Annotated in this window: 19 protein-coding genes and 1 pseudogene; 11 read left to right on the top strand and 9 right to left on the bottom strand. The window is 54.3% G+C overall.

Features of this window, described 5'->3' with window-relative positions:
• The first annotated feature begins 107 nt into the window (after positions 1-107).
• Complete coding sequence (rcsC, locus tag I2D83_RS16450) at positions 108-2963, top strand: two-component system sensor histidine kinase RcsC (protein WP_180778310.1); 2856 nt, start codon at positions 108-110, stop codon at positions 2961-2963.
• A gap of 37 nt (positions 2964-3000) precedes the next feature.
• On the opposite strand, the gene rcsB is transcribed toward rcsC, so the two are convergent.
• The 3 genes from rcsB to I2D83_RS16435 are packed head-to-tail and all read right to left on the bottom strand — an operon-like array spanning position 3001 to position 7533.
• On the bottom strand, positions 3001-3651 hold the full coding sequence (rcsB, locus tag I2D83_RS16445; protein WP_015839395.1) for a response regulator transcription factor RcsB: 651 nt from the start codon (positions 3649-3651) through the stop codon (positions 3001-3003).
• 8 nt (positions 3652-3659) lie between these two features.
• Positions 3660-6347, bottom strand: a complete 2688-nt coding sequence (gene rcsD / locus I2D83_RS16440; protein WP_205946934.1) for a phosphotransferase RcsD — start codon at positions 6345-6347, stop codon at positions 3660-3662.
• 16 nt (positions 6348-6363) lie between these two features.
• A complete protein-coding gene (locus I2D83_RS16435) occupies positions 6364-7533 on the bottom strand; it encodes an MFS transporter (RefSeq protein WP_181830038.1) in 1170 nt (389 codons plus the stop codon).
• A gap of 453 nt (positions 7534-7986) precedes the next feature.
• On the opposite strand from I2D83_RS16435, the gene menF reads away from it, so the two are divergent.
• The 6 genes and pseudogenes from menF to menE all read left to right on the top strand — a co-directional run bounded on the left by menF (position 7987) and on the right by menE (position 15322).
• Entirely contained in the window at positions 7987-9315 is a 1329-nt protein-coding gene (gene menF, locus I2D83_RS16430) for an isochorismate synthase MenF (protein WP_205946933.1), read from the top strand.
• Between the two features lie 220 nt (positions 9316-9535).
• Entirely contained in the window at positions 9536-11218 is a 1683-nt protein-coding gene (menD, locus tag I2D83_RS16425; RefSeq protein WP_205946932.1) for a 2-succinyl-5-enolpyruvyl-6-hydroxy-3-cyclohexene-1-carboxylic-acid synthase, read from the top strand.
• Positions 11219-11274: 56 nt separating this feature from the next.
• A pseudogene (gene menH, locus I2D83_RS16420) lies at positions 11275-12037 on the top strand (2-succinyl-6-hydroxy-2,4-cyclohexadiene-1-carboxylate synthase).
• A 5-nt stretch (positions 12038-12042) separates the two neighbouring features.
• The gene (gene menB, locus I2D83_RS16415; protein WP_015839401.1) at positions 12043-12900 is read left to right on the top strand and encodes a 1,4-dihydroxy-2-naphthoyl-CoA synthase; all 858 of its coding nucleotides are present in this window, start codon (positions 12043-12045) and stop codon (positions 12898-12900) included.
• A complete protein-coding gene (gene menC / locus I2D83_RS16410) occupies positions 12900-13871 on the top strand; it encodes an o-succinylbenzoate synthase (protein WP_181844566.1) in 972 nt (323 codons plus the stop codon). The genes menB and menC overlap by 1 nt, the downstream gene beginning before the upstream one ends.
• Positions 13859-15322: an o-succinylbenzoate--CoA ligase gene (menE, locus tag I2D83_RS16405; protein ID WP_205946930.1), complete on the top strand. Its 1464-nt coding sequence runs from the start codon at positions 13859-13861 to the stop codon at positions 15320-15322. Before menC ends, menE begins: the two co-directional genes overlap by 13 nt.
• Here menE and I2D83_RS16400 read toward each other — a convergent pair.
• On the bottom strand, positions 15319-15543 hold the full coding sequence (locus I2D83_RS16400) for a catalase (protein WP_241007233.1): 225 nt from the start codon (positions 15541-15543) through the stop codon (positions 15319-15321). The two genes, menE and I2D83_RS16400, sit on opposite strands and share 4 nt — an antisense overlap.
• 248 nt (positions 15544-15791) lie before the next feature.
• On the opposite strand from I2D83_RS16400, the gene I2D83_RS16395 reads away from it, so the two are divergent.
• A complete protein-coding gene (locus I2D83_RS16395) occupies positions 15792-16331 on the top strand; it encodes a YfaZ family outer membrane protein (protein ID WP_015839405.1) in 540 nt (179 codons plus the stop codon).
• A gap of 205 nt (positions 16332-16536) precedes the next feature.
• Here I2D83_RS16395 and tyrP read toward each other — a convergent pair whose 3' ends face one another.
• Entirely contained in the window at positions 16537-17745 is a 1209-nt protein-coding gene (tyrP, locus tag I2D83_RS16390) for a tyrosine transporter TyrP (RefSeq protein ID WP_205946929.1), read from the bottom strand.
• Positions 17746-17965: 220 nt separating this feature from the next.
• Between tyrP and I2D83_RS16385 the strand changes: the two genes are divergently transcribed.
• Positions 17966-19159: a nicotinamide mononucleotide deamidase-related protein YfaY gene (locus I2D83_RS16385; protein ID WP_205946928.1), complete on the top strand. Its 1194-nt coding sequence runs from the start codon at positions 17966-17968 to the stop codon at positions 19157-19159.
• A gap of 479 nt (positions 19160-19638) precedes the next feature.
• Here the strand turns inward: I2D83_RS16385 and I2D83_RS16380 are convergent, their stop codons facing one another.
• The 3 genes from I2D83_RS16380 to tesA all read right to left on the bottom strand — a co-directional run bounded on the left by I2D83_RS16380 (position 19639) and on the right by tesA (position 22091).
• Entirely contained in the window at positions 19639-20499 is an 861-nt protein-coding gene (locus I2D83_RS16380) for a co-chaperone YbbN (protein ID WP_205946927.1), read from the bottom strand.
• Between the two features lie 109 nt (positions 20500-20608).
• On the bottom strand, positions 20609-21379 hold the full coding sequence (locus I2D83_RS16375) for an SDR family oxidoreductase (protein ID WP_015839409.1): 771 nt from the start codon (positions 21377-21379) through the stop codon (positions 20609-20611).
• A gap of 28 nt (positions 21380-21407) precedes the next feature.
• Positions 21408-22091: a multifunctional acyl-CoA thioesterase I/protease I/lysophospholipase L1 gene (tesA, locus tag I2D83_RS16370; RefSeq protein ID WP_180778321.1), complete on the bottom strand. Its 684-nt coding sequence runs from the start codon at positions 22089-22091 to the stop codon at positions 21408-21410.
• Between tesA and ybbA the strand changes: the two genes are divergently transcribed.
• Positions 22014-22745, top strand: a complete 732-nt coding sequence (gene ybbA, locus I2D83_RS16365; protein ID WP_205946926.1) for a putative ABC transporter ATP-binding protein YbbA — start codon at positions 22014-22016, stop codon at positions 22743-22745. The two genes, tesA and ybbA, sit on opposite strands and share 78 nt — an antisense overlap.
• Entirely contained in the window at positions 22742-25171 is a 2430-nt protein-coding gene (gene ybbP / locus I2D83_RS16360) for a putative ABC transporter permease subunit YbbP (RefSeq protein ID WP_205946925.1), read from the top strand. Before ybbA ends, ybbP begins: the two co-directional genes overlap by 4 nt.
• Before the next feature lie 397 nt (positions 25172-25568).
• Here ybbP and speG read toward each other — a convergent pair whose 3' ends face one another.
• The gene (gene speG / locus I2D83_RS16355) at positions 25569-26144 is read right to left on the bottom strand and encodes a spermidine N1-acetyltransferase (protein ID WP_010284156.1); all 576 of its coding nucleotides are present in this window, start codon (positions 26142-26144) and stop codon (positions 25569-25571) included.
• Positions 26145-26300: the final 156 nt, after the last annotated feature.

The following is a 26300-nucleotide window of genomic DNA, read 5'->3' as shown; positions in this document are numbered from 1 at the left end:
ATTAAACCGGAATGAGTCGAGTAAGCCAGCGCGATGCGCTGGCTTTTTTTATCGACACTCGGTAGTGTATCAGCAAACGGGTCCTTCCATTATTCAACGGTATCCACTTGAAATATCTCGCCTCATTCCATACCACGTTAAAAGTTTCCCGCTATTTGTTTCGGGTTCTGGCGATCATGCTGTGGGTGCTGGGCGCGCTGATATCCGTTTTTTATGTCACTAAAGTATTGAATGGAAAAGAGTCCGAACTGCGGCAGGAGTATAACCTCAGCTTTGATCAGTCGCAGGGCTATATTCGACACGCATCGGATATTGTGCGTGAACTCCAGTATCTGGCGGCAAATCGGCTGGTGCTGGCGCGAGAAAAAGCAGAATCGCCAATGGAAGGAGGCCCTGGTGTCTCCGTTTATTCGCTTGCGCCCGGTGCAACCTGCTCCACGCAATATGGCGGGAATGCGGCACTGCTTTCATTAAGTCATTTCTTTAACGGCTGGCAGGATAATTTCTCTGCCGTCTACGATCTTAACCGGGTCTTTTTTGTCGGCGGCGATCGGCGCTGTATGGTTGATTTTGGCATCCGTAACCAGTCGCTCGACCGCGATAACTTGCTTAAAAACGTGCAGGATCGGTTTCAGGATCAGAAGAAGAATCGCACCCAAACCGGGCGCGATGAAACGCTCTATTGGATTACCCCCGCGTCTATCCCCGATGTCGGCTATTTATATGCGCTGACGCCGATTTATGTGGATAACAAGCTGGAAGTCATCATGGGGATTGAACAGACGATTCGTCTGGATGACTTCGTCACTATAGGTAAATTCCCGATCGGGGCGCGGTTGCTAGATCAATATAATCAGGTGGTTTTGCAGTTTTCCGATGATAAAGGGCGTTACGCTTCGTCGGTAGATGGCTATCCCTCCGATCATAACTATTTCGGCTATGTGAATGGTTATGATGAACTCATTTTGAAGAAGTCGCTGCCGCCGACGTCATTCAGTATCGTGTATTCGCTGCCGTTAAAGGTGCTGCTCTCCCATATCAGTGCCTTGATGATCAATATGCTGGTGCTGAATATGCTATCGGCTATCTTACTGTTTGTGCTGGCGCTGGTGTTTGAGCGGAAAATGCTGTTGCCAGCAGAAGTGAATGCGTTCCAGTTGGAAGAGAACGAGCAATTCAACCGCAAAATTGTGGCTTCGGCACCGGTAGGGATTTGTATCCTGCGTATCAATGACGGTACGAACATCCTCAGTAACGAGCTGGCGCACAACTATCTCAACCTGCTGACCCACGAGGACAGGCTGCGCATTACCCGCATCATTTGCGAACAGCAGTCCAAGTTTGTGGATGTCATGACCAGCCGTAATCATCACCTGCAAATCAGTTTTGTCCATTCGCGCTATCGTAATGAAAACGTGGCGATTTGTGTGCTGCTGGATGTCAGTGCGCGCGTCAAAATGGAAGAGTCGCTACAGGAAATGGCGAATGCCGCCGAGCAGGCAAGCCAGTCTAAATCGATGTTCCTGGCCACCGTCAGCCATGAGTTGCGTACGCCGTTGTACGGAATTATCGGTAACCTCGATTTACTGCAAACCAAATCGCTGCCGCAGGACGCCAACCGTCTGGTGGCGGCGATGAACAATTCCTCCTCGCTGCTGCTGAAGATCATCAGCGATATTCTCGATTTTTCCAAGATCGAGTCGGAGCAGTTGAAGATAGAACCCTGTGAGTTTGCGCCGCATGAGGTCATCAGCCACATCACCAGCAACTATCTTCCACTGGTGGTGAAAAAGCGCCTGACGCTGTACTGCTTTATCGATCCAAAAGTACCGGTCAGCCTGTTTGGCGATCCCGTACGTTTGCAGCAGGTGTTGTCTAACCTGCTGAGTAATGCCATCAAGTTTACGGACACGGGCTGCATCATTTTTGAAGTTGGCTGCCGCGATGGCTATCTGGAATTTGTGGTGCGTGATACCGGTGTAGGGATTCAACCCCGCGAGGCGGTGAAGCTGTTTGATCCGTTCTTCCAGGCGGGGAGCGGCGTTCAGCGTCATTTTCAGGGGACGGGGCTAGGGCTGGCAATTTGTGAAAAGCTGGTCAATCTGATGGATGGAGACATTACCATCGAGTCGGAACCGGGGCTCGGCAGCCTGTTTGGCGTCAGAATTCCGCTGTATAAAGCACGTTATGCGCCTGCGGCGATCAATGCCAGCCTGCAAGGGAAGATGTGCTGGTTGAGAATACGTAATGCCCGGCTGGAAGCTTATCTGCTGACGCTGTTGCAGGATCAGGGATTGCAGGTGGCGCGCTATCAGAATCAAACCGTGTCGTCTGATGATGTGATGATTAGCGATTACGTGTCAGAAGAGGACGTCACTGTTCGGGCACATATTGTAATGAGCGGCGCCCATAATGGGGCCGCGCAGGAAGTGAGTGCAGGACACTGGGTACAAGGGACATCCACACCTCAACATCTGCCCGATTTGCTGGAGAAAATTTATCGTTCAGAAAACGAGGACAGAACGCACACCGAGATTTCACCGCCGCTGGCCAGCTATGTGCGGGATGAGAATGGCGACATTATGATTCTCGTGGTTGACGATCACCCCATCAACCGTCGGCTGCTGGCGGATCAGCTGGGTTCTCTGGGCTATCAGGCCATAACGGCAAATGATGGCGTCGATGCGCTGGGTGTATTGAGCAAAAATCATATCGATATCGTACTGACGGATGTCAATATGCCGAATATGGATGGTTATCTGTTTACACAGCGCATGCGCGAGCAGGGATTACGCTTCCCGGTTATCGGCGTGACGGCAAATGCATTGGCGGAAGAAAGGGAACGTTGCCTCGGCGCGGGGATGGATAACTGTTTGTCAAAACCGGTTACGCTGGATACCTTGCAGCAGGCGCTGGCGTATTACAGTAACGTGGTGCGTCAGGCGAGAACATCTGGGGAATAACCTGCACCAGCGGTTGCTGGCGCAGGTGAGGAAAGGCTTAGTCGACCTGCGTTGCGCCGCCATTAACGGAAGACAGATAGTTCAGCAGGGCGATATCGTTGTCGACGCCCAGCTTGGTCATCGCTGACTTCTTCTGGCTACTGATCGTTTTGATACTGCGGTTGAGTTTTTTGGCGATTTCGGTGACCAAAAAACCTTCGGCAAACAGGCGCAGCACTTCACTTTCTTTCGGTGACAGGCGTTTGTCACCGTAGCCGCTGGCGCTGATTTTCTCCAGCACTTTGGATACGCTGTCCGGCGTGAACTTCTTCCCTTTTTGCAGGGCAGCCAGCGCTTTGGGTAAATCGGTCGGCGCGCCCTGTTTCAGAACGATACCTTCGATATCCAAATCCAGCACCGCGCTCAGAATCGCCGGATTATTATTCATGGTGAGAACAATAATAGAGAGATGAGGAAAATGGCGCTTAATGTATTTAATGAGGGTGATGCCATCGCCGTATTTATCGCCAGGCATGGATAAATCGGTAATTAAAACGTTAGCGTCCAGCTTAGGCAGGTTGTTGATAAGCGCTGTTGAGTCTTCAAATTCGCCAACCACATTGACCCATTCAATCTGCTCAAGCGATTTTTTGATGCCAAAAAGGACAATAGGGTGGTCGTCGGCAATAATTACGTTTAAGTTACTCATCGTTTTGGTTACTCATCTTGTTGGCTACCTTGCTGCCCTTTAGGTTCTTCTGGGGATAGTAGTGCACTGACAAACCTTTCAATCTTATGAAGGTTTGCGTCGATCTCTTCACTATCATGCGCGGTAATATGCTGTTCAAGCTGTTCACACAACAGTTTGCCAGGATGCAGATTCAGCATGGCAAACACGCCTTTCAGCCGGTGTGCCGTCTGCGAAAGTGACGGAAAATCGCCTGCTTCCGCTTCAGTATACAGCCTCTTTAAATCATCCGGTACTGTCTCCACGAACAGCGAATAATAGTCGCTTGATGCCAATTGTGCGGCGTAAAACTCGACATCATCCTGTTCCCCTTCCTGTAGCGCATCGGGTGATGTTTCCAGTTGTAGCTCAATCAGCTTCAGTAATGCCTCCAGCAGGAGGTGGCTGATATTATAATTCACCCGCAAACGGCGCGGGCCCAAAGGCGTTAATGTGTCATCGTCGTGACTCAACAGCAGCGTATAATCTGTCTTGTTCTCCGGGTCGTCAGTAATGCAGATATCTGCTTCCTGATTAATCTGGCGTTCATCGCTAACCAGATAATTTGCTCCCCAGCCCGTCAGCATATTGCCGACAATATGCTGTACTTCATCAGATGTCACATCCAGCAGAATGGTAATACCATCCAGCAGTTTTTCTTCCTCAACGGGAAGCGCTTCCGGCTCCAGTTTTAGCGTCAGAATATAGTGTGTACCTAACCCGGACTTACTGTTGATGGTTAACGCACCGCCCAGTTTATTACAGAGTTGATTACACAAAAATAAGGTCAATCCTGAATTTTGTCCGAAACGATCGGAAGTGGCGGGGTGTAGGAAAGGATGACGGATATTTTCCTGCTCTTTGCCTGAAACATGCGTTCCCGTATCGCTGACCTGAATAATCAACGTATCCGACTCATTATTTTTTCTGTCAACCGACACGGTAATCTTGCCGTAATCCGTATTGGTCACTGAATAATTCAGCAGCAGCGCCAGCGTCTTTTTCAACAGCTCGGCATCACCCACGTAAGTTTGATTACTATCCAGGTTGTAATGATGAAACAGGGCCAGACCTTTTTGGTTCAATCGTGGTAGTAGCTCAAGAAGAACATTGTCCATTAGCGCCAGCAGCGAAAAGCTGTTGTTAACCACGGTCCATTCCTGCGCTTCGAGCTTTTCGTGCAAGGCGATATTTTCCAGCAGTTCGATAGCACAGCGAGTATCTGCCGTTAGCTGATCTAGTGTTGGTGTCTGTACCGTTTCCGTACCGCTGTGGCGCAGCGTATGGATATGCTGTTGCAGTGAAATCAGTGGCTGTTTGAATTCGCTGAGCAGGTTTTGGAATAAGCGTTTTCTGGCATGAATATTCTTTTCATATTCACGCTGAGCCAGCAGCAACTTCCGCTGTACCAGAATCTCTTTATCCTGTTCACGCAGCAGGAAGAGGCAATAATCAGGCGAATATTGGCTACGAATTTGGCGGATTTCATACATTTCATTATTGATCGTGACCTGAATAACGCCCTGATGTTCGTCCGCCATATTGGTGATTTTTTGCAGGCTCAGGTGCGGAAGTAAATGCTCGGCACGCTCATTTTGTATGATGATTTTATTGCTGCTGAAGTCATAAACCAGCACGCCCATCGGAATTCTGCTCGTGGTTTCACGGTAAATATCCAGCTTCTTTTCCAACTGATGCGATAAATCCTCTACGGGATGTGCATACTTCCGACGGAAAAGATAAAAGCCAGCGAGGGATAAAATCAGCAGAACCAGATTCAGCAGCAGAAGCCAGACGTTATTACGCAATGAATCAATAATCAGGGTTTTTACGGGAACCTGAAAAACGATTTTCAGCGGTGCATTAACGAGCGTAGCGGAGATTTCAATATTGGAGCCATGAAGCTGCACGTCAGCCGAACCTTCGCCATTACTGCTGCTGTCCATATTGCTGGCCGCGGGCGTATCCGGCTTCAGCATAAGGTGCTCACGCGGAATCGTGTCTGGGATTAAATCATTAATCGGCAGGTCGAAGGCAAGAATTGTCGCCAGATGGCCTGGCTGATTGAATGTGGTGCGCAGCGTAAAATAGTAGTCGTTATAGAAGCGTAATTTACGCAGCGGGGAAAAACTTTCGCGCTCGTCTAACACATTCGCCTGTTGCAGCATTTCTGTCCGGCGGGCTTCGGCGATGACCGTAATATAATTTCCGCGGAACTGCGAAGAGATATCTTTCAGGGTCTGCGTGGAAATCATCGTCAGGCTATTGTCGATACCATTCAGGTAATACATGGAATAGACGCTGTTCTCCGCTCCCCAGAGAATATCCAGATAGCGTGATATCCGACGAACCGACGTCAGCGTGCCTTTATCGTGTTGCCCAAAAATCAGCGCGTCCGTTTTCTGACCGTTTTTTTCTACGTAGAAAACATTGGGCATTAAATTAATGGCGGTAATGTTGGTATCGCTCGCGGACGGTTCGCTGTTCAAGCTGCCGTATATTTGGTAGGTGAAGAAACGGTAGGTATCGACACGTTTTTGTATGCCCTGAGCAATGGTTGTCAGAGAGTGTTTTTTGTCCGCCAGCAAGTCGTTGATGTAGCTATAGCTGAACGTTCCGGTAATCAGGAGCGATAACACCGTAAGGAGAGAAAAATAACGCAGAATCATTGCTGGCATCAATTAACGCTCCTGATTAGCGGATGACGGCACGCGCACTGGCGCTGACGCCCAGCAACAACAGTGCGACAAACCCGAATGCGGTAGCCAAATTGCTGAACTGTGCAATAAAGCCGAGAATGGTCGGGCCGATCAGAATACCAGCGTAGCCCACGGTTGTAATCGAGGCGATGGCCAGATTGGGCGGCATGATCTTTTGATTTCCCGCCGCGCTGAAAAGAATCGGCACCACATTGGATGCGCCGATACCGACCATCACAAAGCCAAGAATCGCGGTGATCGCATTATCAATACTGATCGTTAACACCAGACCGAGTGCGGCACAGAGGCTGCCGCCGGTAAGAATCGCGTAGCGTCCAAGCGCATTAACGATACGGTCGCCGTTCAGTCTGCCCAGCGTCATCGCGACGGAAAACGCGGCATAGCCCATGCCTGCCTGCGCGCCGCTCAGGTTGCGTTCAACCGTTAAAAAGAGGGCGCTCCAGTCCAATATGGAACCTTCGGCCAGGAACATGATGAAGCACAGTGAACCAATGAACATCACCCAGCCGCGCGGGATGACAAACAGTGGGCCGCCGTCATCCTGATTCGTGGTGCGCAGCAGGTGTTTGTGCGCCACTGCCATAAATATCAGTACCAGCGCAACCATCGTCAGGATGGCCATTAGCGGGGAGAGACCAAGCCACAGGAGGGCGCTGACGCCGCCTGCGCCGACAATCCCCCCGACGCTAAAGAAACCATGAAAACCGGACATCATCGCCCGGCCGCTGGCACGTTCTACGATGACGGCCTGAATATTCATCGCAACATCGATCATGCCGATAGATGCGCCGAAAAAGAGCAGCGTTATCGCCATCACGGGTAATGTGCCTGCCTGCGTCAATGCGGGCAATACCAGACAAAGCAGTGCGCTTGCCAGCAAAATCACGCTGCGACACCCTAGCTTGCTGGTGAGGAAACCGGTGAGCGGCATAGCCAGCAGCGAACCAATACCAAGAGAAAGTAGCAACATCCCCAGAGAGGCATCACTGATAGCCAGCCGCGTTTTGACAAATGGCACCAGCGGTGCCCAGGAGGCCATGGCGAAACCCGCAACAAAGAAAACGATGCGCGTCGCTGTCTGTGCCTTTTTGCCCGGCAGAGGCTGATTGACGCATAACGGGTTGGAATTCAGTGTTGTACTCATCCTAACGAGACTATCCGGTCGACGTAACAAGGGCCTATTTTTACCATAATTAGCGGTCTGAATGGAAAGAATCCTGGCGCGCGGTTTGAGAGGGAAGGGGGAACAGCATTTTCTGAGGTAGTGTCGCGCGCAAAAAAATGCCGATTAGATAATCGGCAAAAGAATAGATCAATTGAAGCAATAATGATGATGGAGTGGGATTTTAAAGCGATACATACGCGCCGTTTTGCCGTTTGATGCGATTTTAGCCTGCTCGCATCGTTATGGTTATGCGGATAACCCTCATGGGGTAGAATTTCCGGGGGAAATTTTTAACGTTGCATCAGCAACGGCACGTCATAAAAATGCGATGGAGCGTACCCTGCTGAGGGTAGCCTTTTACTCTTGCGTAACCTCTCACCCACGGCGTGTTTTTTTCCCGTATAATCCCCTACTTTGTGTTAGGTCTCCGGGGTGACGGTGAAACAACTTTCCGACTTGCTGCGGCATTTGCAGCAGGATTTGCGCGAGCCACAGCCTGAACGCGCAGGTTTCAGACAAATAACGCGTTCATTAACTCTCAGCGATGCGTCTGAGCTATTGCCGTGGCTGGCGACTCAGCCAGTGTACCCGCAGTTCTATTGGCAACATCGTCAGGATCGTGAAGAAGCCGCCGTTTGCGGCAACGTGTGTGGGTTTCGTCATCTTCAGGATGCAGAAGCATTTCTTGCTCAGCAGCAGTGCGATCCCAACGTGCGTATCTGGGGGCTGAATGCGTTTAACCAGATAAAAGAAAGCGGCACGTCTTCACCTGGCTACCTGTTTTTGCCCCGGGCAGAACTACGGCGTCAGGATGATACGCTCAGTCTGAGCATTAATCTGTTCAGCGATACCTCATTGCAACAGGATGCCGCCGAAGCTTCGGCGTTTCTTAATCTGCTTCTGCCGCCTGCGCCGTCGCCTCTTTTGCATGCGGAGGTACAGTCCGTCGGGCATCAGCCGGAGCGTCAGGGATGGATTGATTTGCTCCAGCGGGCGTTGCACGACATCAAAGCAGGGCTGATGGAAAAGGTCGTTCTGGCGCGCACGACGACGCTAACGCTGACGCAGCCGCTACAGGCGACCACCTTTATGGCCGCCAGCCGGGCGGCAAATCACCACTGCTTCCATTTCATGCTGGCGCACGACGCGCGTCATGCGTTTCTTGGTTCCAGCCCGGAGCGGCTTTATCGCCGTCGGGGGAGCGAACTGGAAACGGAAGCGCTGGCGGGAACGGTGGCAAGCGATCGCGATGCGCACAAAGCCGCTGAACTGGGCGACTGGCTGATGAATGACACCAAAAATCAGTGTGAGAACATGCTGGTGGTGGATGATATTTGCCAGCGGTTACAGCAGTCGGCGCTGTCGCTGGATGTGATGCCGCCGGAAATTGTGCGCCTGCGTAAAGTGCAGCACCTGCGCCGTACCATTCACGCCACTTTGCGAACTGCGTCCGATAGCGCGTGCCTGAATGCATTACAGCCCACGGCGGCGGTGGCGGGTTTACCGAGGCAAGAGGCGCGCCGTTTTATTGCCGAACATGAACCATTTGAACGCGGCTGGTACGCTGGGTCGGCGGGTTACCTGTCTCGTCAGCAGTCTGAATTTAGCGTGGCGTTACGTTCGGCTGAAGTGCGGGATCATATTTTGACGCTCTATGCCGGTGCCGGAATTGTGGCCGGTTCTGATCCAGAACAAGAATGGCAGGAGTTGGAAAACAAAGCCGCAGGGCTGAGATCCCTGTTAGACGGTGATATGTCATAGTTTTGTTTTATGGTTGTTGTGTCAGGTAATGGTTTATATCAAAGTCAGCGTGATAAAAAAAAATATAATAGTGCCGATCTTGATGTTTGCTGAAGGGCAACCAGGCCGCCAACAGTTTGATCATTCGTATTTTGTCTATATCCATCATTTTCTGTGAGCATCGAGCCAGTACACAGGAAGATGGCGGGAATAACCTGCAACCTGAGTTGTTGAGTACATCATGTCAACAAGTGTATTTAATCGCCGCTGGGCTACATTACTGCTGGAATCGCTGACCCGCCACGGCGTCCGGCATGTCTGCATCGCGCCTGGTTCTCGCTCCACCCCGCTGACCTTGTCTGCGGCGGACAATCACGCGCTGATTTGCCACACGCATTTTGACGAGCGAGGGCTCGGACATCTGGCGCTGGGCCTGGCAAAAGCCTCGCGTGAACCGGTTGCGATTATCGTGACGTCAGGTACGGCTGCCGCGAATCTTTATCCGGCCATCATTGAAGCCGGACTGACCGGCGAACGGCTGGTGGTGCTGACGGCCGACCGCCCGCCGGAGCTGATTGACTGCGGGGCGAATCAGGCGATTCGTCAGCATGCACTGTATGCTTCACATCCTACGCTGGCGCTGGATTTGCCGCGTCCCACGCCTGATATCCCGGCTAGCTGGCTGGTTTCCTCTGTGGATAGCGCGATGGCGCGGCTGGCGCACGGCGCGCTGCACATTAATTGCCCCTTTGCTGAACCGCTGTACGGTGCCGATGACGGCACGGCGTATCAGGATTGGCTGATGGCGCTGGGCGACTGGTGGGGCAGCCGTGAGCCTTGGCTGCGTGAAATGCGCCAGAGCACTCTGGCGGTACAGCCGGACTGGCCGCAGTGGCGGCAGAAGCGCGGCGTCGTTCTCGCCGGTCGCGTGAGTCCGGAACAGGGGGCGCGCCTCGCCGCGTGGGCGAACGAATTAGGCTGGCCGCTGATTGGTGATGTCCTGTCGCAAAGCGGGCAGCCGTTACCCTGCGCGGATATCTGGCTGGCGCATCCCGACGCGGTGGATCGCTTACGGCAGGCGGAGATTGTCTTGCAGTTCGGCGGTAGCCTGACGGGTAAACGTCTGCTGCAATGGCAGGAACAGTGCCAGCCGCAAGAATTTTGGTTAATTGACGATCTGCCGGGACGGCTGGATCCGGCCCACCATCGCGGACGCCGTCTGGTCGCCGACGTGGGCGAATGGCTTTCTGCGCACCCGGCGCATAAGCAGACGCCGTGGGCGGATATGTTGGTGGATATTGCCGATAAAACGCAGCGGCAGATTGATACCCATCTGGCTTCTCGCTTTGGGGAAGCGCAACTGGCACAGCGCATCCCGGCGCTGTTGCCGCCGGATGGACAGCTGTTTGTCGGCAACAGCCTTGTTGTGAGGCTGATCGACGCGCTGGCGCAGCTCCCGCAGGGGTATCCGGTGTACGGTAATCGTGGTGCCAGCGGTATTGATGGTCTGATCTCCACGCTGGCAGGCGTGCAGCGTGCCACGGCAAAACCGACGCTGGGCATCGTCGGCGATCTTTCTGCGTTATACGATTTGAATGCGCTGGCGCTGCTGCGTCAGGCTCCCGCACCGCTGGTGTTGATTGTGGTGAACAATAACGGCGGCCAGATATTTTCCCTGCTGCCGACGCCGGTTGCACAGCGCGAAACGTTTTACTGCATGCCGCAAAATGTGGAGTTCGGCCACGCCGCTGCGATGTTTGGCCTCAATTACGTGCGTGCTGATAACTGGGAACAACTGGCAAATACGGTGATGGATTGCTGGGCACAAGGTGGCGTCACGCTGCTGGAGGTTGTGGTTGAACCGAAGGAAGGCGCAGCAACGCTTAACGAACTGGTCGCGCAGGTGGCGACATGGGCGCACTAGATGCTCAGAGGCTGGTTCCTCAGAGTCTAGGCTTTCAAGAGCTAAGCTGCCGGAAGGTGACGCATGGCGCTGTGGCTTCTGGGCAGCCGTGGCTGGTGTGCCTGCATGGTTTATTAGGCAGTGGCGAGGACTGGTTACCCGTCCTGCCATTTTGTCGTGACTGGCCTGTGCTGTTGGTGGATTTACCCGGGCACGGTGCGTCGCGAACGATTGCCACTGCCGATTTTGCCGATGTGAGTCGCCAGCTAAGCGCCACGCTGCTGGTGCAGGGTATTACGCGCTATTGGCTGCTGGGCTATTCGCTCGGTGGGCGTATCGCGATGTATCACGCCTGCACCGGACAGCATGACGGCATGCTGGGGCTATTGGTCGAAGGGGGACACCCCGGTCTGGCGACGCCCGAGCTGCGTACGGAGCGTACCCACCATGATGCACGCTGGGCGCAGCGCTTTCGTCAGGAACCTCTGCCTGCGGTCTTGCAGGACTGGTATCAGCAGGCGGTCTTTGCTGATGTGGATTCAGAACAGCGTGAACAGCTGATTACGCGTCGCAGCGAGAATCATGGTGCATCTGTCGCGGCCATGTTGGAAGCCACCTCGCTGGGGCGACAGCCTTTTTTGGCTGAACGCCTTCGACATCTGTCGATACCTTTTGCTTACTTATGCGGTGCCAGCGACGTGAAATTTCAAACGCTGGCGGCGCACTACGGCCTGCCGTTACTGAGCGTCGCGCAGGCGGGCCATAATGCTCATCAGGCGAATCCAACGGCGTATGCCGAGCGGGTTCGCGATTTTCTTTTTGCATCCCGTTAAGGATTGATAACTATGCTTTATCCGAGTGAAGAACTGCTTTACGCACCGATTGAATGGCACGATTGCAGCGGCGATTTCGCCGATATCCTCTACCACAAATCCGCCGATGGCATTGCCAAAATCACCATTAACCGTCCTCAGGTACGCAATGCGTTCCGTCCGCAAACGGTAAAAGAGATGATTCAGGCGCTCGACAATGCGCGTCACGATGACGGGATTGGCACGATCATCCTGACCGGTGCGGGTGATAAAGCATTCTGTTCCGGCGGCGATCAGAAAGTACGTGGCGACTACGGCGGCTATCAGGACGACAGCGGTGTGCATCACCTGAACGTGCTGGATTTCCAGCGCCAGATCCGTACCTGTCCGAAGCCGGTTGTCGCGATGGTAGCTGGCTATTCCATCGGCGGTGGACACGTTCTGCACATGATGTGCGATCTGACCATTGCGGCAGAGAACGCCATCTTCGGTCAAACCGGTCCGCGTGTCGGCTCCTTTGACGGCGGCTGGGGCGCGTCTTACATGGCGCGCATCGTCGGCCAGAAGAAAGCGCGTGAAATCTGGTTCCTGTGCCGTCAGTACGATGCGGCGCAAGCGCTGGATATGGGACTGGTAAACACCGTGGTTCCGCTGGCCGATCTGGAAAAAGAGACCGTGCGCTGGTGCCGCGAAATGCTGCAAAACAGCCCGATGGCGCTGCGCTGCCTGAAAGCGGCACTGAACGCGGACTGCGACGGTCAGGCGGGCTTGCAGGAACTGGCGGGTAACGCCACCATGCTGTTCTACATGACGGACGAAGGGCAGGAAGGCCGTAACGCGTTTAATGAAAAACGCCAGCCTGACTTCAGCAAATTCAAACGGAATCCGTAATGCGTCGGGTCACTCTCTATCGTTACAGCGTGCCGATGGAAGCCGGGGTGGTGCTGCGCAATCAGCGCCTGAAAACCCGCGATGGTCTTATCGTTCGCCTGCAAGAAGGCGAACGGTTGGGCTGGGGCGAGATTGCACCGCTGCCAGAATTCAGCGTGGAAACGCTGGCGGAGGCGGAATCAGCTGCGCTTGAACAACTGCAATCGTGGGTAGCAGGGCAGACATTTTCTGACGATCTTCCACCATCTGTTGCCTTTGGCTTGAGCTGTGCACAGGCCGAACTGGATCAGCACCTGCCGCAGGCGGCGGACTATCGTAAAGCGCCATTGTGTAATGGCGACCCCGATGAGTTGTTCGAGATGCTACAGGCGATGCCGGGCGAGAAAGTGGCAAAGATCAAAGTCGGTCTTTACGAAGCGGTGCGTGACGGCATGATCGTTAACGTGCTGCTGGAAGCCTTGCCGGATCTGAAACTTCGTCTGGATGCCAACCGCAGTTGGACGCGCGCCAAAGCGGACGGTTTTGCCCGCTATGTCGCGCCGTCATTGCGTTCACGCATTGCCTTCCTCGAAGAACCTTGCAAAACCCGTGAAGAATCTCGCGAATTTGCGCGGGAAACGGGTATCAGCATTGCCTGGGATGAAAGCGTGCGCGAGGCGGATTTTCGGGTGGAAGCCGAGCCGGGCGTGAGTGCGATTGTCATTAAGCCGACGCTGGTCGGCAGCCTCGCACGCTGCCAGCAACTGGTGAAGGACACGCATCAGGCTGGGTTAACGGCGGTGATCAGTTCCAGTATTGAATCGAGTTTGGGCTTAACGCAGTTGGCGCGTCTGGCGCACTGGCTGACGCCGGACACGATTCCCGGGCTGGATACGTTGGATCTGATGCAGGCGCAGGTGATTCAGGGCTGGCCGGAGAGCACGTTGCCGCTGCTGGCTGCTGAGCAACTGGACGTGGTATGGCAATCCTGACCGACTGGCCGTGGCGACACTGGGCTAGCCAAACGCCCCAGTCTGTTTCGTTGAATGAGCCTGTCGCGTTGATTGCAGACGAAACCCGCTGGAGCTGGCAGGCGCTTGCCCGGCAGGTGGATTGTCTGGTGCATCATTTCACACAGCAGGGCGTGACGGCCGACAGTACGGTTGCGCTACGTGGTAAGAATAGCGTCCAGATGCTGTTCAGCTATCTGGCGTTATTGCAGTGTGGTGCACGCGTGCTACCACTGAACCCACAGTTGCCCGAGGCGGTAACTGAGGCGCTGCTGCCCTCGCTTAATGTGACGTATGGCCTGTGCCTGAATGATAATCCCTGGCCGAATGCCGTACGCCCGCTTTCTTTAGCTCCCATTTCTTTACCATCAGGATCTTTGCTATCCGACGATATCGAAGAACGCTGCCGTGCTGATTTGCGCTGGCAGGCCGATCGGCTGGCGACGCTGACGCTGACATCCGGCTCCAGCGGGATGCCGAAAGCGGTGGCGCACACGTTCGCGGCTCATATCTCCAGCGCGGAAGGGGTGGTACGGATGATGGCGTTTTCTGCCAGCGACAGCTGGCTGCTGTCACTTCCACTGTTCCACGTGTCTGGGCAGGGTATTGTCTGGCGCTGGCTTGCCACGGGAGCCACGATAGTGGTTCGTGCGCATCAGCCTCTGGACAGTGCGCTACGCGATTGTACCCATGCTTCTCTGGTGCCAACGCAGCTGTGGCGACTGTTGTCGGAGGACATTCTCCCCGCGGCACTGAAAGCTGTATTGCTTGGCGGCGCGATGATTCCGCAGGCGCTGACGCAGCAGGCGGAAGCCCGAGGTGTGAGCTGCTGGTGTGGTTATGGTCTGACGGAACTGGCGTCTACAGCCTGCGCAAAACGCGCCGATGGACGTTCGGGTGTCGGCCTGCCTCTACACGGGCGGGAGATCCGGCTGGTTGATGATGAAATTCTGCTGCGCGGCAGCACGCTGGCCGCTGGCTATTGGCGTGATGGGAAACTGATTCCACTGGTCGATGATGATGGCTGGTTTCATACGCGGGATCGCGGGCGCTTTGCCGAGGGCGAATGGCAGATTTTGGGGCGTCTGGATAACCAATTTTTCAGCGGTGGGGAAGGGATCCAGCCGGAGAACATTGAAGCCGTGCTGTTGACGCATCCCGATGTTCAACAGGCCTGTGTTGTACCCGTTGAAGACGTGGAGTTCGGCCACCGTCCTGTCGCGGTGGTGGAGTTAGCACAAACCACGACGCTTGATGCCGTACGTGATTGGCTACAGCCACAGCTTGCCGGATTTCAGCGTCCGGTCGCGTATTATGCGCTGCCGACTGAACTGAAAAATGGTGGAATTAAGCTCTCTCGTCAGCAGGTGAAAAGCTGGGTAAAAGCGATATACCCTTCGTCCAATAGGTCGCTCAGCGCGGCTGGTCGCTAGCTATCCGACGCGTTGGCACCGGGTTTCGTCACCTTTTTTTGCTGGATAGTTTGATGAGTCGTCTGATAGCTGGCGTTGGTTTCCCGATCAAACAGCGCCAGCTTTTCCAGAAACCACATGTCCTGAAACCGCATCGGGGTGCGCATGTCGGCATGCACCGTATGAGGGGTATCCATCGCTGCGGCACGCTTTCCTGTCGCTAATTTTCCTTCTCTCATCATCGTTTCCTTCTGCCTGTTTTGTCGTCATCCATGGTGAGTACTATTGTTCACTTTGTCTTCTTTGAGCAAATAGGCCGCGCTTATTGTTGCTATTGTCAGCAGCGCTGAATGAAAATTTTCATGATTATTAAAAGAATAAATCGCTGCTCAGGGCAATTTCGTGCTGGAGTGAGGGGGCGTTTCGGGTAGAATCGGCAACGATAACATCTTTACACGCGCGTTTAACGACGGTTTTAAGGATATTGAAAATGAAAAAGTTTGTGATTGCCTGTGCGGGAAGCCTGTTACTTGCAAGTGCTTCTGTACATGCCATTAGCCTTTCCGGGGAAGCAGGTCGCGATTACGCCGGTGCCAGTGCGGGCTTCGGTCTGGGCATTCCTGGGCTTGCGGGTAATGTGAGCTATGCCCACGGCGACAATAACAATGACGTCTACGGCTTCGGTCTGGGATACACCATCCCTGTTGGCCCACTTAAACTGACTCTGGGCGGTAAAGCGCTGTACCTGAATCAGGACCACGGCAATGATGGCTATGGCGTTGCTCTGGGCGGTGGCGTGCAGTGGCCGCTGAGCCGTCAGTTCTCGCTGTATGGTGAAGGCTACTATTCACCGGATGCTTTCTCCAGTCATGTCGATCACTACGTTGAAGGGAAAGCAGGCGTACGCTGGCAGGTCTTTGCACCGCTGAGCGTTGATGTGGGTTACCGCTACATCAATATGGCGCGTGAGAATGGACCGGACAACAAACTGGCTGATTCTGCTTATGTCGGCGTTGGTCTGAGCTTCTGATATACCCGTCATACTTCAAGCCGCAGGTGTGTTGGCTTTTGGCCATGTGACGTATCGCTGCTGGAAAGAAAAAGAGCGTGAATGTTGAATTCACGCTCTTTTTTTATGACGGGCATCCTTGTCCGTCACCCTGCGGGCCGTTGCTGCGCAACGTTGAAAAACGCTCCCAGCGTTTTTTTATATCTTGGATTAACCGATGAGAAGGTTAACTAATCGACGGTAGCCAGCCTGCGACCATCGCCAGTTGGATCAGGATGATGCCTACGCCGCTGGCGAAAACCAGCGCCAGAACTGGAGCACCACCTCGCGTCGCACGTATTTCAGGACGCTGTTTGCGCACCTGCCAGCTCAGCAGGACGGGAATAAGCAGTGCCAGCACGGCCAGTGAGATCGCCGCATAACCCAGCGCCATCACGAACCCTTGCGGATAAAAGAGTGCAAACACCAGAGGTGGGATAAAGGTCAGCAAACCCGTTTGGGCACGTCCGGTGACGCTATTTTTACGCTTAAACAGATCGGCTAAATAATCGAATAGCCCAAGCGCCACGCCGAGGAAAGAGGTCGCCAGCGCCAGATCGGCAAACAGGTGGACGGCCAGTTCAACGTGCGGTGAAGCCACCAGCGTACGAATAGCCTGCATCAGTCCATTCAACCCTGCCTGATCGGTCAAAATCGCATTGAATGTTGAAGAACTGAGGCTGCCTAGCATCGCGAGCTGCCAGAAAATGTAGGCAATCAGCGGTATCACGCTACCGATAAGAAATATCCGGCGCAACTTACGGCTGTCACCACCCATGTAATGCACAATACTGGGGATACTGCCGTGAAAGCCGAATGACGTCAGAATGACGGGTAATGCCGAGAGCGTCAGACCCTGTTGCAGTGGGAGCGTTAAGAGATTTACACGCTGAATATGTGGAACCATGACGGCCAGCATAATGACGAGCATGAGCACTTTGCCGCTAAACAGAATGCGGTTAAACAAATCGACGGAGGAAGTCCCGATACAGACGACGCCGCCGGCAACCAGCGTGAAGAGTAGAATACCGGCGGACAGCGGAAGTGAGTAGCCACTCCATTGGCTGATGCTGGTGGCGAGCAGTTCGCCTGCGCCGCTGATATAGGCCGCGGTGAGCGCATACATCAGAAATAGCATACTGAAACCGGTAATCCATTGTCCCCAGCGGCCGAGGTAGATTTTTGCCAACGTGCCTAATCCGGTGTGCGACGGCTGATGTTGATACACTTCAACCAGCAGCAGGGCGCTGTAACACATCAGTGCCCACAGACCGATTAATATCATCAATGTCGTGCCAAATCCGACGCCAGCCGTTGCCAGCGGCATCGCCAACATTCCTGCTCCAATTGTGGTACCAGCAACGATAAAAATACTGCCAAGAGTACGATTTTTCACCTATTCCTCTATATATAGCGTGGCTATCCAGATATTTTTGGCAGCAGGGTAGAGTATTCAGTGATTTCTGTCAAAACGCCGTTACGAGGGGTGTAATTTTATATTTACACTGGACGAGACTCAGCGGCTGCGTGGTGCTATCGAGCTGGCTGAAAGAAACATTGTGTTTGTTCATCCGACTTTTTAAAGTGGTTTCAGGATCGTCACGAGGAATAAAAAAATGCTTAGGGTCGAGATGTTGTGTACCGGCGATGAAGTGCTGCATGGTCAGATTATTGATACCAATGCGGCCTGGTTGGCGGATTATTTGTTTCAACAGGGATTACCGATGACCAGCCGGATGACGGTTGGGGACGATCTCGATGCGTTGGTGACGGCGATAACACAGCGTAGCCAGATCGCCGATATCCTGATTGTAAACGGTGGTTTGGGGCCGACCAGCGACGATCTCAGCGCGTTGGCGGCGGCCACCGCAGCGGGTGAAGGGCTGGTTGAGCACGCAGAATGGCTGGCGCGGATGGAGGCTTTTTTTGCCGAGCGCGGCAGAGTGATGGCGCCGAGTAACCGCAAACAGGCACAAATCCCCGCCAGCGCGGAAATGGTAGATAACCCGGTTGGTACCGCCTGTGGTTTTGCACTGCACTTGAATAAGTGTCTGATGTTTTTCACTCCGGGAGTCCCGTCTGAGTTTAAGGTCATGGTCGATCAGCAAATTATGCCGCGCTTGCGCGAGCGTTTTGCTGTTGCCGATGCCCCGCTGTGCCTGCGCCTGACCACCTTTGGTCGTTCCGAGAGCGATCTGGCAAGTCAGCTGGATGGTATGGCGTTACCGCCGGGCGTGGTGCTGGGCTACCGCTCTTCTATGCCGATTATCGAGCTGAAGCTGACAGGGCCAGCCGCTCAGCAGGAAAAGATGGTGCAACTGTGGGAAACGGTGCGCGCCGTAGCTGGGGAAAATACCCTCTTTGAAGGAACGGAAGGGCTGCCAGCGCAGCTTGCACGGCGTCTGGCTGAACGTGATATGACGCTGGCAGTGAGTGAACACTTCACGGCAGGATTGCTCAACTGGCAGCTCCAGTCGGCGAATACGCCGCTAGTGGGCGGGGAACTGCTGGCACGCGTTGAGGACACCAGCCTGTCTGGGCTAGCGGATTATGCTCGTCATCTGGCGGAGCGTCAGGGCGCGTCGTTAGCGCTGGTTGTGGGAAGTCGGAATGATGCAGAACTGTCATTAGCGCTGCATACGCCGGAAGGGGCTTTCGCCCAAACGATACAGTTCAACGTACAGCGCTACAGCCTGAAAACCCATCAAGAGGTTGTTGCTATGCTGGTGATGAACATGCTGCGCCGCTGGCTAAACGGCTGGTCAGTGTACGGCGGGCACGGCTGGATCACGGTGTTGAAGACGTTATAGAGTAAAAACGTAATAATATTAAACATATAAAAAAGTATGTATGTTCTCTGATTTTTCTGTTTTTCATTTTCTGGCGTCAAACGCTGTGCTGAGGTGGGCGTGACCGTCGGATGAGCCGCATGGACGCGGCGAGAGTCAGTGCCGCGTCAGGAACGCGTCACTGACGGCCCGAATAACGGGCACGAACGCCGAAGATACCGCGAAGCGGCACAACGTCCGCCAAATAGCCAGAGGTCAAGGAGCTGCGGCGATTGAGCGCTCCTTGTCGGGCGAGTGATGAAATGACAGAAAAGTAGGGTGGTTAGTACGCCCGAAACGATCACATCAATCTAGCATAAGCCGATAAGCCGATAAGCCGATAAGCCGATAAGCCGATAAGCCGATAAGCCGATAAGCCGATAAGCCGATAAGCCGATGGCTAATGCTTACCTGCAAATAAAAAGGCCAGAATCAATGTTCTGGCCTTTTTCACAAGAGAATTAATACAGTAGCGAGTAGAGCTGCCGACGGTAGCGGGCGGCGAGGGCGTCGCCGGTGCCGAGGGCGGCCATGATGTCCATCAGCGTTTTGCGTGCGCTGCCGTTAGCAACGGCCAGATCTTTCTTCAGGAATCCCATCAGCAGTTCAAGGGCTTCTTCATTACGACCGACCTGATGCAGTTGCAGCGCCAGCTGTACCGCCAGTTCCGCATTTTGCGGGGCAGCATCCAATTTTTGCTGTAGATGCTGAATTTCCGGCGTATCTGCCGCCTGTTTCAGCAACTCAATCTGCGCGACGAGACTGTGATAGCGGGTATCTTGATCTTGCAAAGGAATGGTGGCTAATACCGCTTCTGCCTCTTCACTACGTTTAATCTGAATCTGCACTTCCGCCAGCATCAGACCGATATCGCTGCGCTGCTGGCTGAGTTGCCAGGCGTCTTTCAGCAAGTGCATTGCTTCTGACAGTTTGTCTTCCTGAATCAACAGCTGTGCCTGCGCGACTTTCAGCTCTTCTTCTTTCGGCAATGCGCGTTTCAGCAATTCACGAATGGCTTCTTCCGGCTGTGGCCCCTGAAAACCGTCCAGCGGCTGAGCATCTTTAACGAGATAAACGGTGGGGATTGAGCGCAGGCCAAACTGAGCCGCGACGCGCTGTTCGGCATCACAGTCAACCTTCGCCAGAACAAACTGTCCTGCATATTCCTGCGCCAGCCTGTCCAGCACCGGTTCCAGTTCCAGACAGTGCTGGCTACGCGCCGACCAGAAGTAAAACAGGACTGGCAGTGTCATGGAGTGGTCCAACACCTGACGCAGGTTGGATTCGTTGACGTCAATGATAGTCGCTTGTTGTTCTAACATGAGTAGTCTCTCTTACTTCCTGAATGCGTTTGACCCTTAGATGGGGCCTGTCGGTGTCACTTGCAAGCCTCGTACAGAGGCAAGTGTGCAATACCTCACCTTCTGAGGTTTATCCTCGTAATACTTTATCCAGCAAACACCCCGGTAGCAGGCGGCGCAGCCAGGTTAAGGCGTGAGCGACCAGCGTGACGGGATAGCGTAATTTAGGCCGCGAACTTTCCAGCGCATGATGGAGCTTCGGCAATATCGCTTCCGGCGGCAGAGTGAAACGCTTAGCGATGCCGGGGTTGGTCACCGGTTTGTCCGTCTGCGTTTGCGCCACGTTATGAGTAAAGCGTGTGCTAATTGGGCCGGGCTCGATCAGGCTGACGTGCAGGCCGCTGCCGTGTAACTCCATGCGCAGCGCATCTGACCACGCTTCCAACGCATATTTGCTGGCGGCATACGCGCCGCGCCCCGGCGTTGACACCAGCCCTAACACCGAACTGGTCTGGATGATACGGCCTTCGCCGTGCGGCAGCATAGCGGGCAGCAGTAATTGCGTGAGCTGATGCGTGCCGAACAGGTTGCTGGAAAACTGCTGTTCGAGCTGCTGGCGCGAAATGGTATTCAGCGGGCCATACAGACCGTATCCGGCGTTATTAAACAACCCGTACAGGCGGTTATCGGTCAGTCTGATCACCTCTGCGGCGGCTTGTTCAACGCTGGCGCTGTCATCCAGATCGAGCGTAATCGCTTCCAGACCCAGCGCGTTCAGGCGCGCAACATCCTCTGCGCGACGGCAGGCCGCAATCACGCGATAGCCGCGCTTTTGCAGATCCTGAGCGGCAATCAGGCCAATACCGCTGGAGCAACCCGTAATGAAGACCGTTTTTTGCATAACTTTACCTAATTCAAAAGCCTATTTATTAAGACTCATGGTTAACTAAGGGTTCCAGCTGCTTCGCCATCCATTCTGCGATAAACGGTTGGGCATCCCGGGTTGGATGGATGCCATCTTCCATCATCCACTCCGGTTTAAGATACACCTGCTCCATAAAGAAAGGCAGCAGCGGAAGTGCAAACTGCTCCGCCAATTTGGGGTAAATATTGCTGAATGACTCGGTGTAGCGACGGCCATAGTTGGTCGGCAAACGGATCTGCATAATCAGAGGCTGAGCGTTAGCCTGTTTGACCAGCGTGATGATTTTTGCCAGATCCTGCTCGATATTAGGGGCCGGAAATCCCCGTAGCCCGTCATTGCCGCCCAGTTCAATCAACACCCAACGTGGCTGATGCTGTTTTAACAAGGCAGGAAGTCGCGCCAGCCCTTGTGCGGTGGTGTCACCGCTAATGCTGGCGTTAACCACAGCGATGCCTTTTTTCTGCGTTTGCCACTGTGTGTTCAACAGCGTTGGCCACGCGTTAGCGGCCGGCATTTGGTAGCCCGCGCTAAGGCTATCGCCCAGAATTAATAATGTGTCAGCGGCGAAAGCGCGTACGCTGCATAATCCCAGAAGCAAAAGGACGAAAACATGTTTGCGAAGACCAGCCCAGCGAGTGCTACGCCAAGCAAAACTGCGCACGTAGAAAACATTCTTGAAGTTCATCATCTTAGTAAGCACGTTGGTCAGGGAGAAAATCGGCTTTCCATCCTTACCGGAGTTGAGCTTATTGTCAAACCTGCGCAGACAATTGCCCTGATTGGGGAATCCGGTTCGGGGAAATCGACCTTGCTGGGAATTTTGGCCGGGCTGGATGATGGCACGGAAGGCGAGGTGGGCCTGATGGGCAAGTCGCTAAACGCGCTGGATGAGGAAGGCCGTGCGGCGCTGCGCGCTCAGCATGTCGGCTTTGTCTTTCAGTCTTTCATGCTGGTGCCGACGCTGAATGCATTGGAGAACGTGCAATTACCCGCGTTGCTGCGTGGTGAAAGCGACAGCCACAGCCGTGGACAGGCTGAACAACTGTTACAACAGCTCGGGTTGGGTGAGCGCTTACATCATCTTCCTGCTCAGCTTTCTGGCGGTGAGCAGCAGCGTGTGGCGCTGGCGCGTGCGTTCAGCGGTCGTCCCAACGTCTTGTTTGCCGATGAGCCTACTGGGAATCTGGATCGTAAAACCGGTGAACGCATCGTTGATCTGCTGTTTTCCCTCAACCGCGACTATGCCACTACGTTGATTCTGGTAACGCACGATGAACAACTGGCGGCGCGCTGTGAACGACGCCTGCGTTTAGTCGACGGCAAGCTGCGGGAGGACGCATGATCTGGCGGTGGTTCTGGCGCGAATGGCGCTCTCCTTCCTTACTGATTGTCTGGTTGGCATTAACGCTGGCTGTCGCTTGTGTGCTGGCGCTGGGTACGATCAGCGATCGCATGGAAAAAGGGCTCAGTCAGCAGAGCCGTGATTTTCTGGCTGGCGACCGCGTGCTGCGTGCTTCACGGCCTGTCGCGGAAGCCTGGCTTCAGGACGCGCAGCAGCGCGGGCTGACGCTCAGTAGACAGATTTCTTTCATGACCATGACGTTCGCGGGCGATACGCCACAGCTGGCACAGGTTAAAGCCACTGACCAGCGTTATCCGTTGTATGGCAATTTGCAGACGCGTCCTGAAGGGCTGCATGCGGAAGCGGGAACGGTGCTGGTAGCGCCGCGCCTGCTGGCGCTACTTGGGCTGAAAGTCGGTGATATGCTGGACGTCGGCGATACTTCACTGCGCATCAGCGGCGAGCTGATTCAGGAGCCGGATGCCGGCTTCAATCCGTTTGAGACCGCGCCGCGTATTCTGATGAATCTGGACGATGTCGAGAAAACCGGTGCGATTCAGCCGGGGGGACGCATTACCTGGCGCTACATGTTTTCCGGCAATGAGAAGCAAATTAGTGAATTCAGCAACTTCATCAAACCACAGCTTAAGCCCGATCAGCGCTGGTATGGCATGGAGGATTCTGAAGGCGCGCTGAGCCAGTCGTTAAAGCGGTCGCAGCAGTTCCTGTTGTTGTCGGCGCTGCTGACGCTGCTGTTGTCTATTGCCGCAGTGGCGGTGGCGATGGGGCACTACTGCCGCAGCCGTTATGATTTGGTCGCTATCCTGAAAACGCTGGGTGCAGGCAGACAAGCGCTGAGGCGCTTAATCATCGGGCAGTGGCTTTCCGTGCTCGGGCTGGCGGCGGTGTGCGGCAGCGTGCTCGGTCTGGGATTTGAGGCGCTGTTGATGAAAATGCTGGCACCGGTGCTGCCCGCCACACTGCCAGCTTCTGGGCTGTGGCCGTGGGTATGGGCGCTGGGATCGCTGGTTCTGATCTCGCTGCTGGTTGGCCTGCGCCCGTATCGACTGCTGCTAGCGACACAACCGCTGCGCGTGTTACGTCAGGATGTGGTGGCGAACGTGTGGCCGCTGCGCTACTACCTGCCGATTGTCCTGCTTATTGTCGTCGGCCTGCTGGCCGTGTTGTCCGGTGGCGGCGTGCTGCTGTGGTCGCTGCTCGGCGGTATGGCGGTGCTGTCGTTACTGTTGGGCGTTATCGGTTGGGGCGGGTTGCTGTTATTACGACGCTTGACGGTTAAACGACTGGCATTGCGTCTGGCCATTAATCGCCTGTTGCGCCAGCCGTGGTCGACGCTCAGCCAACTGGCCGCCTTTTCGCTGTCCTTTATGCTCTTGGCACTCCTGTTGGTGATGCGCGGTGACTTGCTGGATCGCTGGCAGCAGCAATTGCCGCCGGGCAGCCCGAACTATTTCCTGCTGAATATCACGAAGGAGCAGGTGCCACAGGTTGAAGATTTCCTCTCTCAGCATGACGTGACGCCGGAGCAATTCTTCCCGATTATTCGTGCGCGTCTGACGGAAATTAATCAGCAGATTGCGACGGAAGTGATCCACGAGGACGATCCGGGCGGCAACACGGTGAACCGTGAGCTGAACCTGACCTGGATGAATGGGATTCCGCCGCACAACGTACTGGTGGAAGGCGAAGCGCCGAAGCCGGGTGAAGTCTCTATGGAAGCGAAAGAAGCCAAAGAGATGGGGATCAAGATTGGCGATACGCTGACCTTTACCGGTGATACGCAGCCGTTTAGCGCCACGGTGACCAGCTTCCGTCAGGTGGATTGGGAAAGCCTGCGTCCGAACTTCTTCTTCATTTTCCCTGTAGGAGCGTTGGATAACCAGCCGCAGTCCTGGCTGACCAGCTTCCGCTATGATGGCGATGAGAAGATGATTACGCAACTGAATCGCCAGTTCCCGACGGTGAGCGTGCTGGATATCGGCAGTATTCTGCGTCAGGTGGGGCAGGTCTTACAGCAGGTAAGCCGGGCGCTGGAGATTATGGTCATTCTGGTACTGTTCTGCGGCGTGCTGCTGTTGTTGGCACAAATTCAGGTCGGGATGCGTCAACGGCGTCAGGAACTGATGGTATATCGAACGCTGGGAGCTGGGCTACGCCTGCTGCGCACCACGCTGTGGTGTGAATTCGCGGTACTGGGGCTGGTAGCAGGAACGGCAGCGGCGATTGGCGCAGAATCTGCCCTGTGGCTGTTGCAGCGTAAAGTATTTAACTTTGCCTGGGAACCGAATGTCACGATGTGGATAACGCTCCCGCTAATCGCGGCGTTCCTGCTGTCGCTCTGCGGCGGCTGGCTGGGGCTACGACTCTTACGCGGTAAAGCTCTTTTCCGCCAGTTCGCGGGTTAACATTTATTTTTCGAGCGTTAATCTCTTATACATAAGCGCTATGACTCGATGGTTTTTAGCATCATCCGGCGTAAAAAATTATGCAGCGGTGGACATGAACGCCGAGTGAGCGACAGGACGTCGCGAAAGTCAGTGCCGCGTCGGGAACGCGTCACTGACGGCTCGATTAGCGGTCATGAACACCGATGGAACCGCGCAGCGGCATAATTTAGCCGGAAGCCTGGGTTCGCAGGGCGGCGGCGATTGAGCGCCCTGCGTCGGGCGCGTGCTACGAGGTAGCATGAGAATAGCGGTATTGTGGCGCACGAAACCGCCTCTAAGCCTACATAAACGAACTTAAGAGGCAGGGCTAAAGGAGCAATAAATCGCTTTAGGCCAGCGAGCTGGCCTTTTTACCTTACTGGCTGATAGAACTTCCCGGTGCTTCGCCGCCGGTTCCCGTCACGGTTTTGTGTTTCGCCAGATATTGATGCTGGAAAATACACATGCGGATCGTGTTGCGATATTCACCGTTGATGAAGAACTCATGGATCAGTTCGCCTTCGACCTCAAACCCTAATTTGCTGTAGATGTGGATCGCTTTCTGGTTTTCCTTATCCACAATCAAATACAGCTTGTAGAGGTTCAATACCGAGAAGCCGTAATCCATGGCCAGTTTGGCCGCTGTGCTGGCGTAGCCGCGGCCTTGATAGGCCGGATCGATGATGATCTGAAATTCCGCGCGACGGTGGATATGGTTAATTTCCACCAGTTCAACCAGACCAACTTTGGTCTGTTCGTGTTCAATAATGAAGCGCCGCTCGCTCTGGTCATGAATATGCTTGTCGTACAGATCGCTGAGTTCGACAAAGGCCTCGTAAGGCTCTTCAAACCAATAACGCATCACACTGGCATTGTTATCTAACTGATGAACAAAAGTGAGATCGTCCCGCTCCAGCGGTCGTAGCCGAACGGAATTGCTCGTACCGGACATAGTGAATCCTTAATTGATAAAAGGGACGTGAACCGAGGTTTCCGGAGTCACGTTGGCATGGGTATGCCAACGCTAGTATAGCGGCGGATAGGCTGGCGCTGAACGCGTAATGTGGAATGAAACATCGCAAGAGACCCCGCATCGCTGAGATGCGGG

Source organism: Pectobacterium aroidearum (assembly GCF_015689195.1).
GTDB classification, from domain to species: Bacteria; Pseudomonadota; Gammaproteobacteria; order Enterobacterales; family Enterobacteriaceae; genus Pectobacterium; species Pectobacterium aroidearum.
The sequence above is the reverse complement of the archived record's forward strand: the minus strand, read 5'-3'. Positions and strand labels throughout refer to the sequence as shown.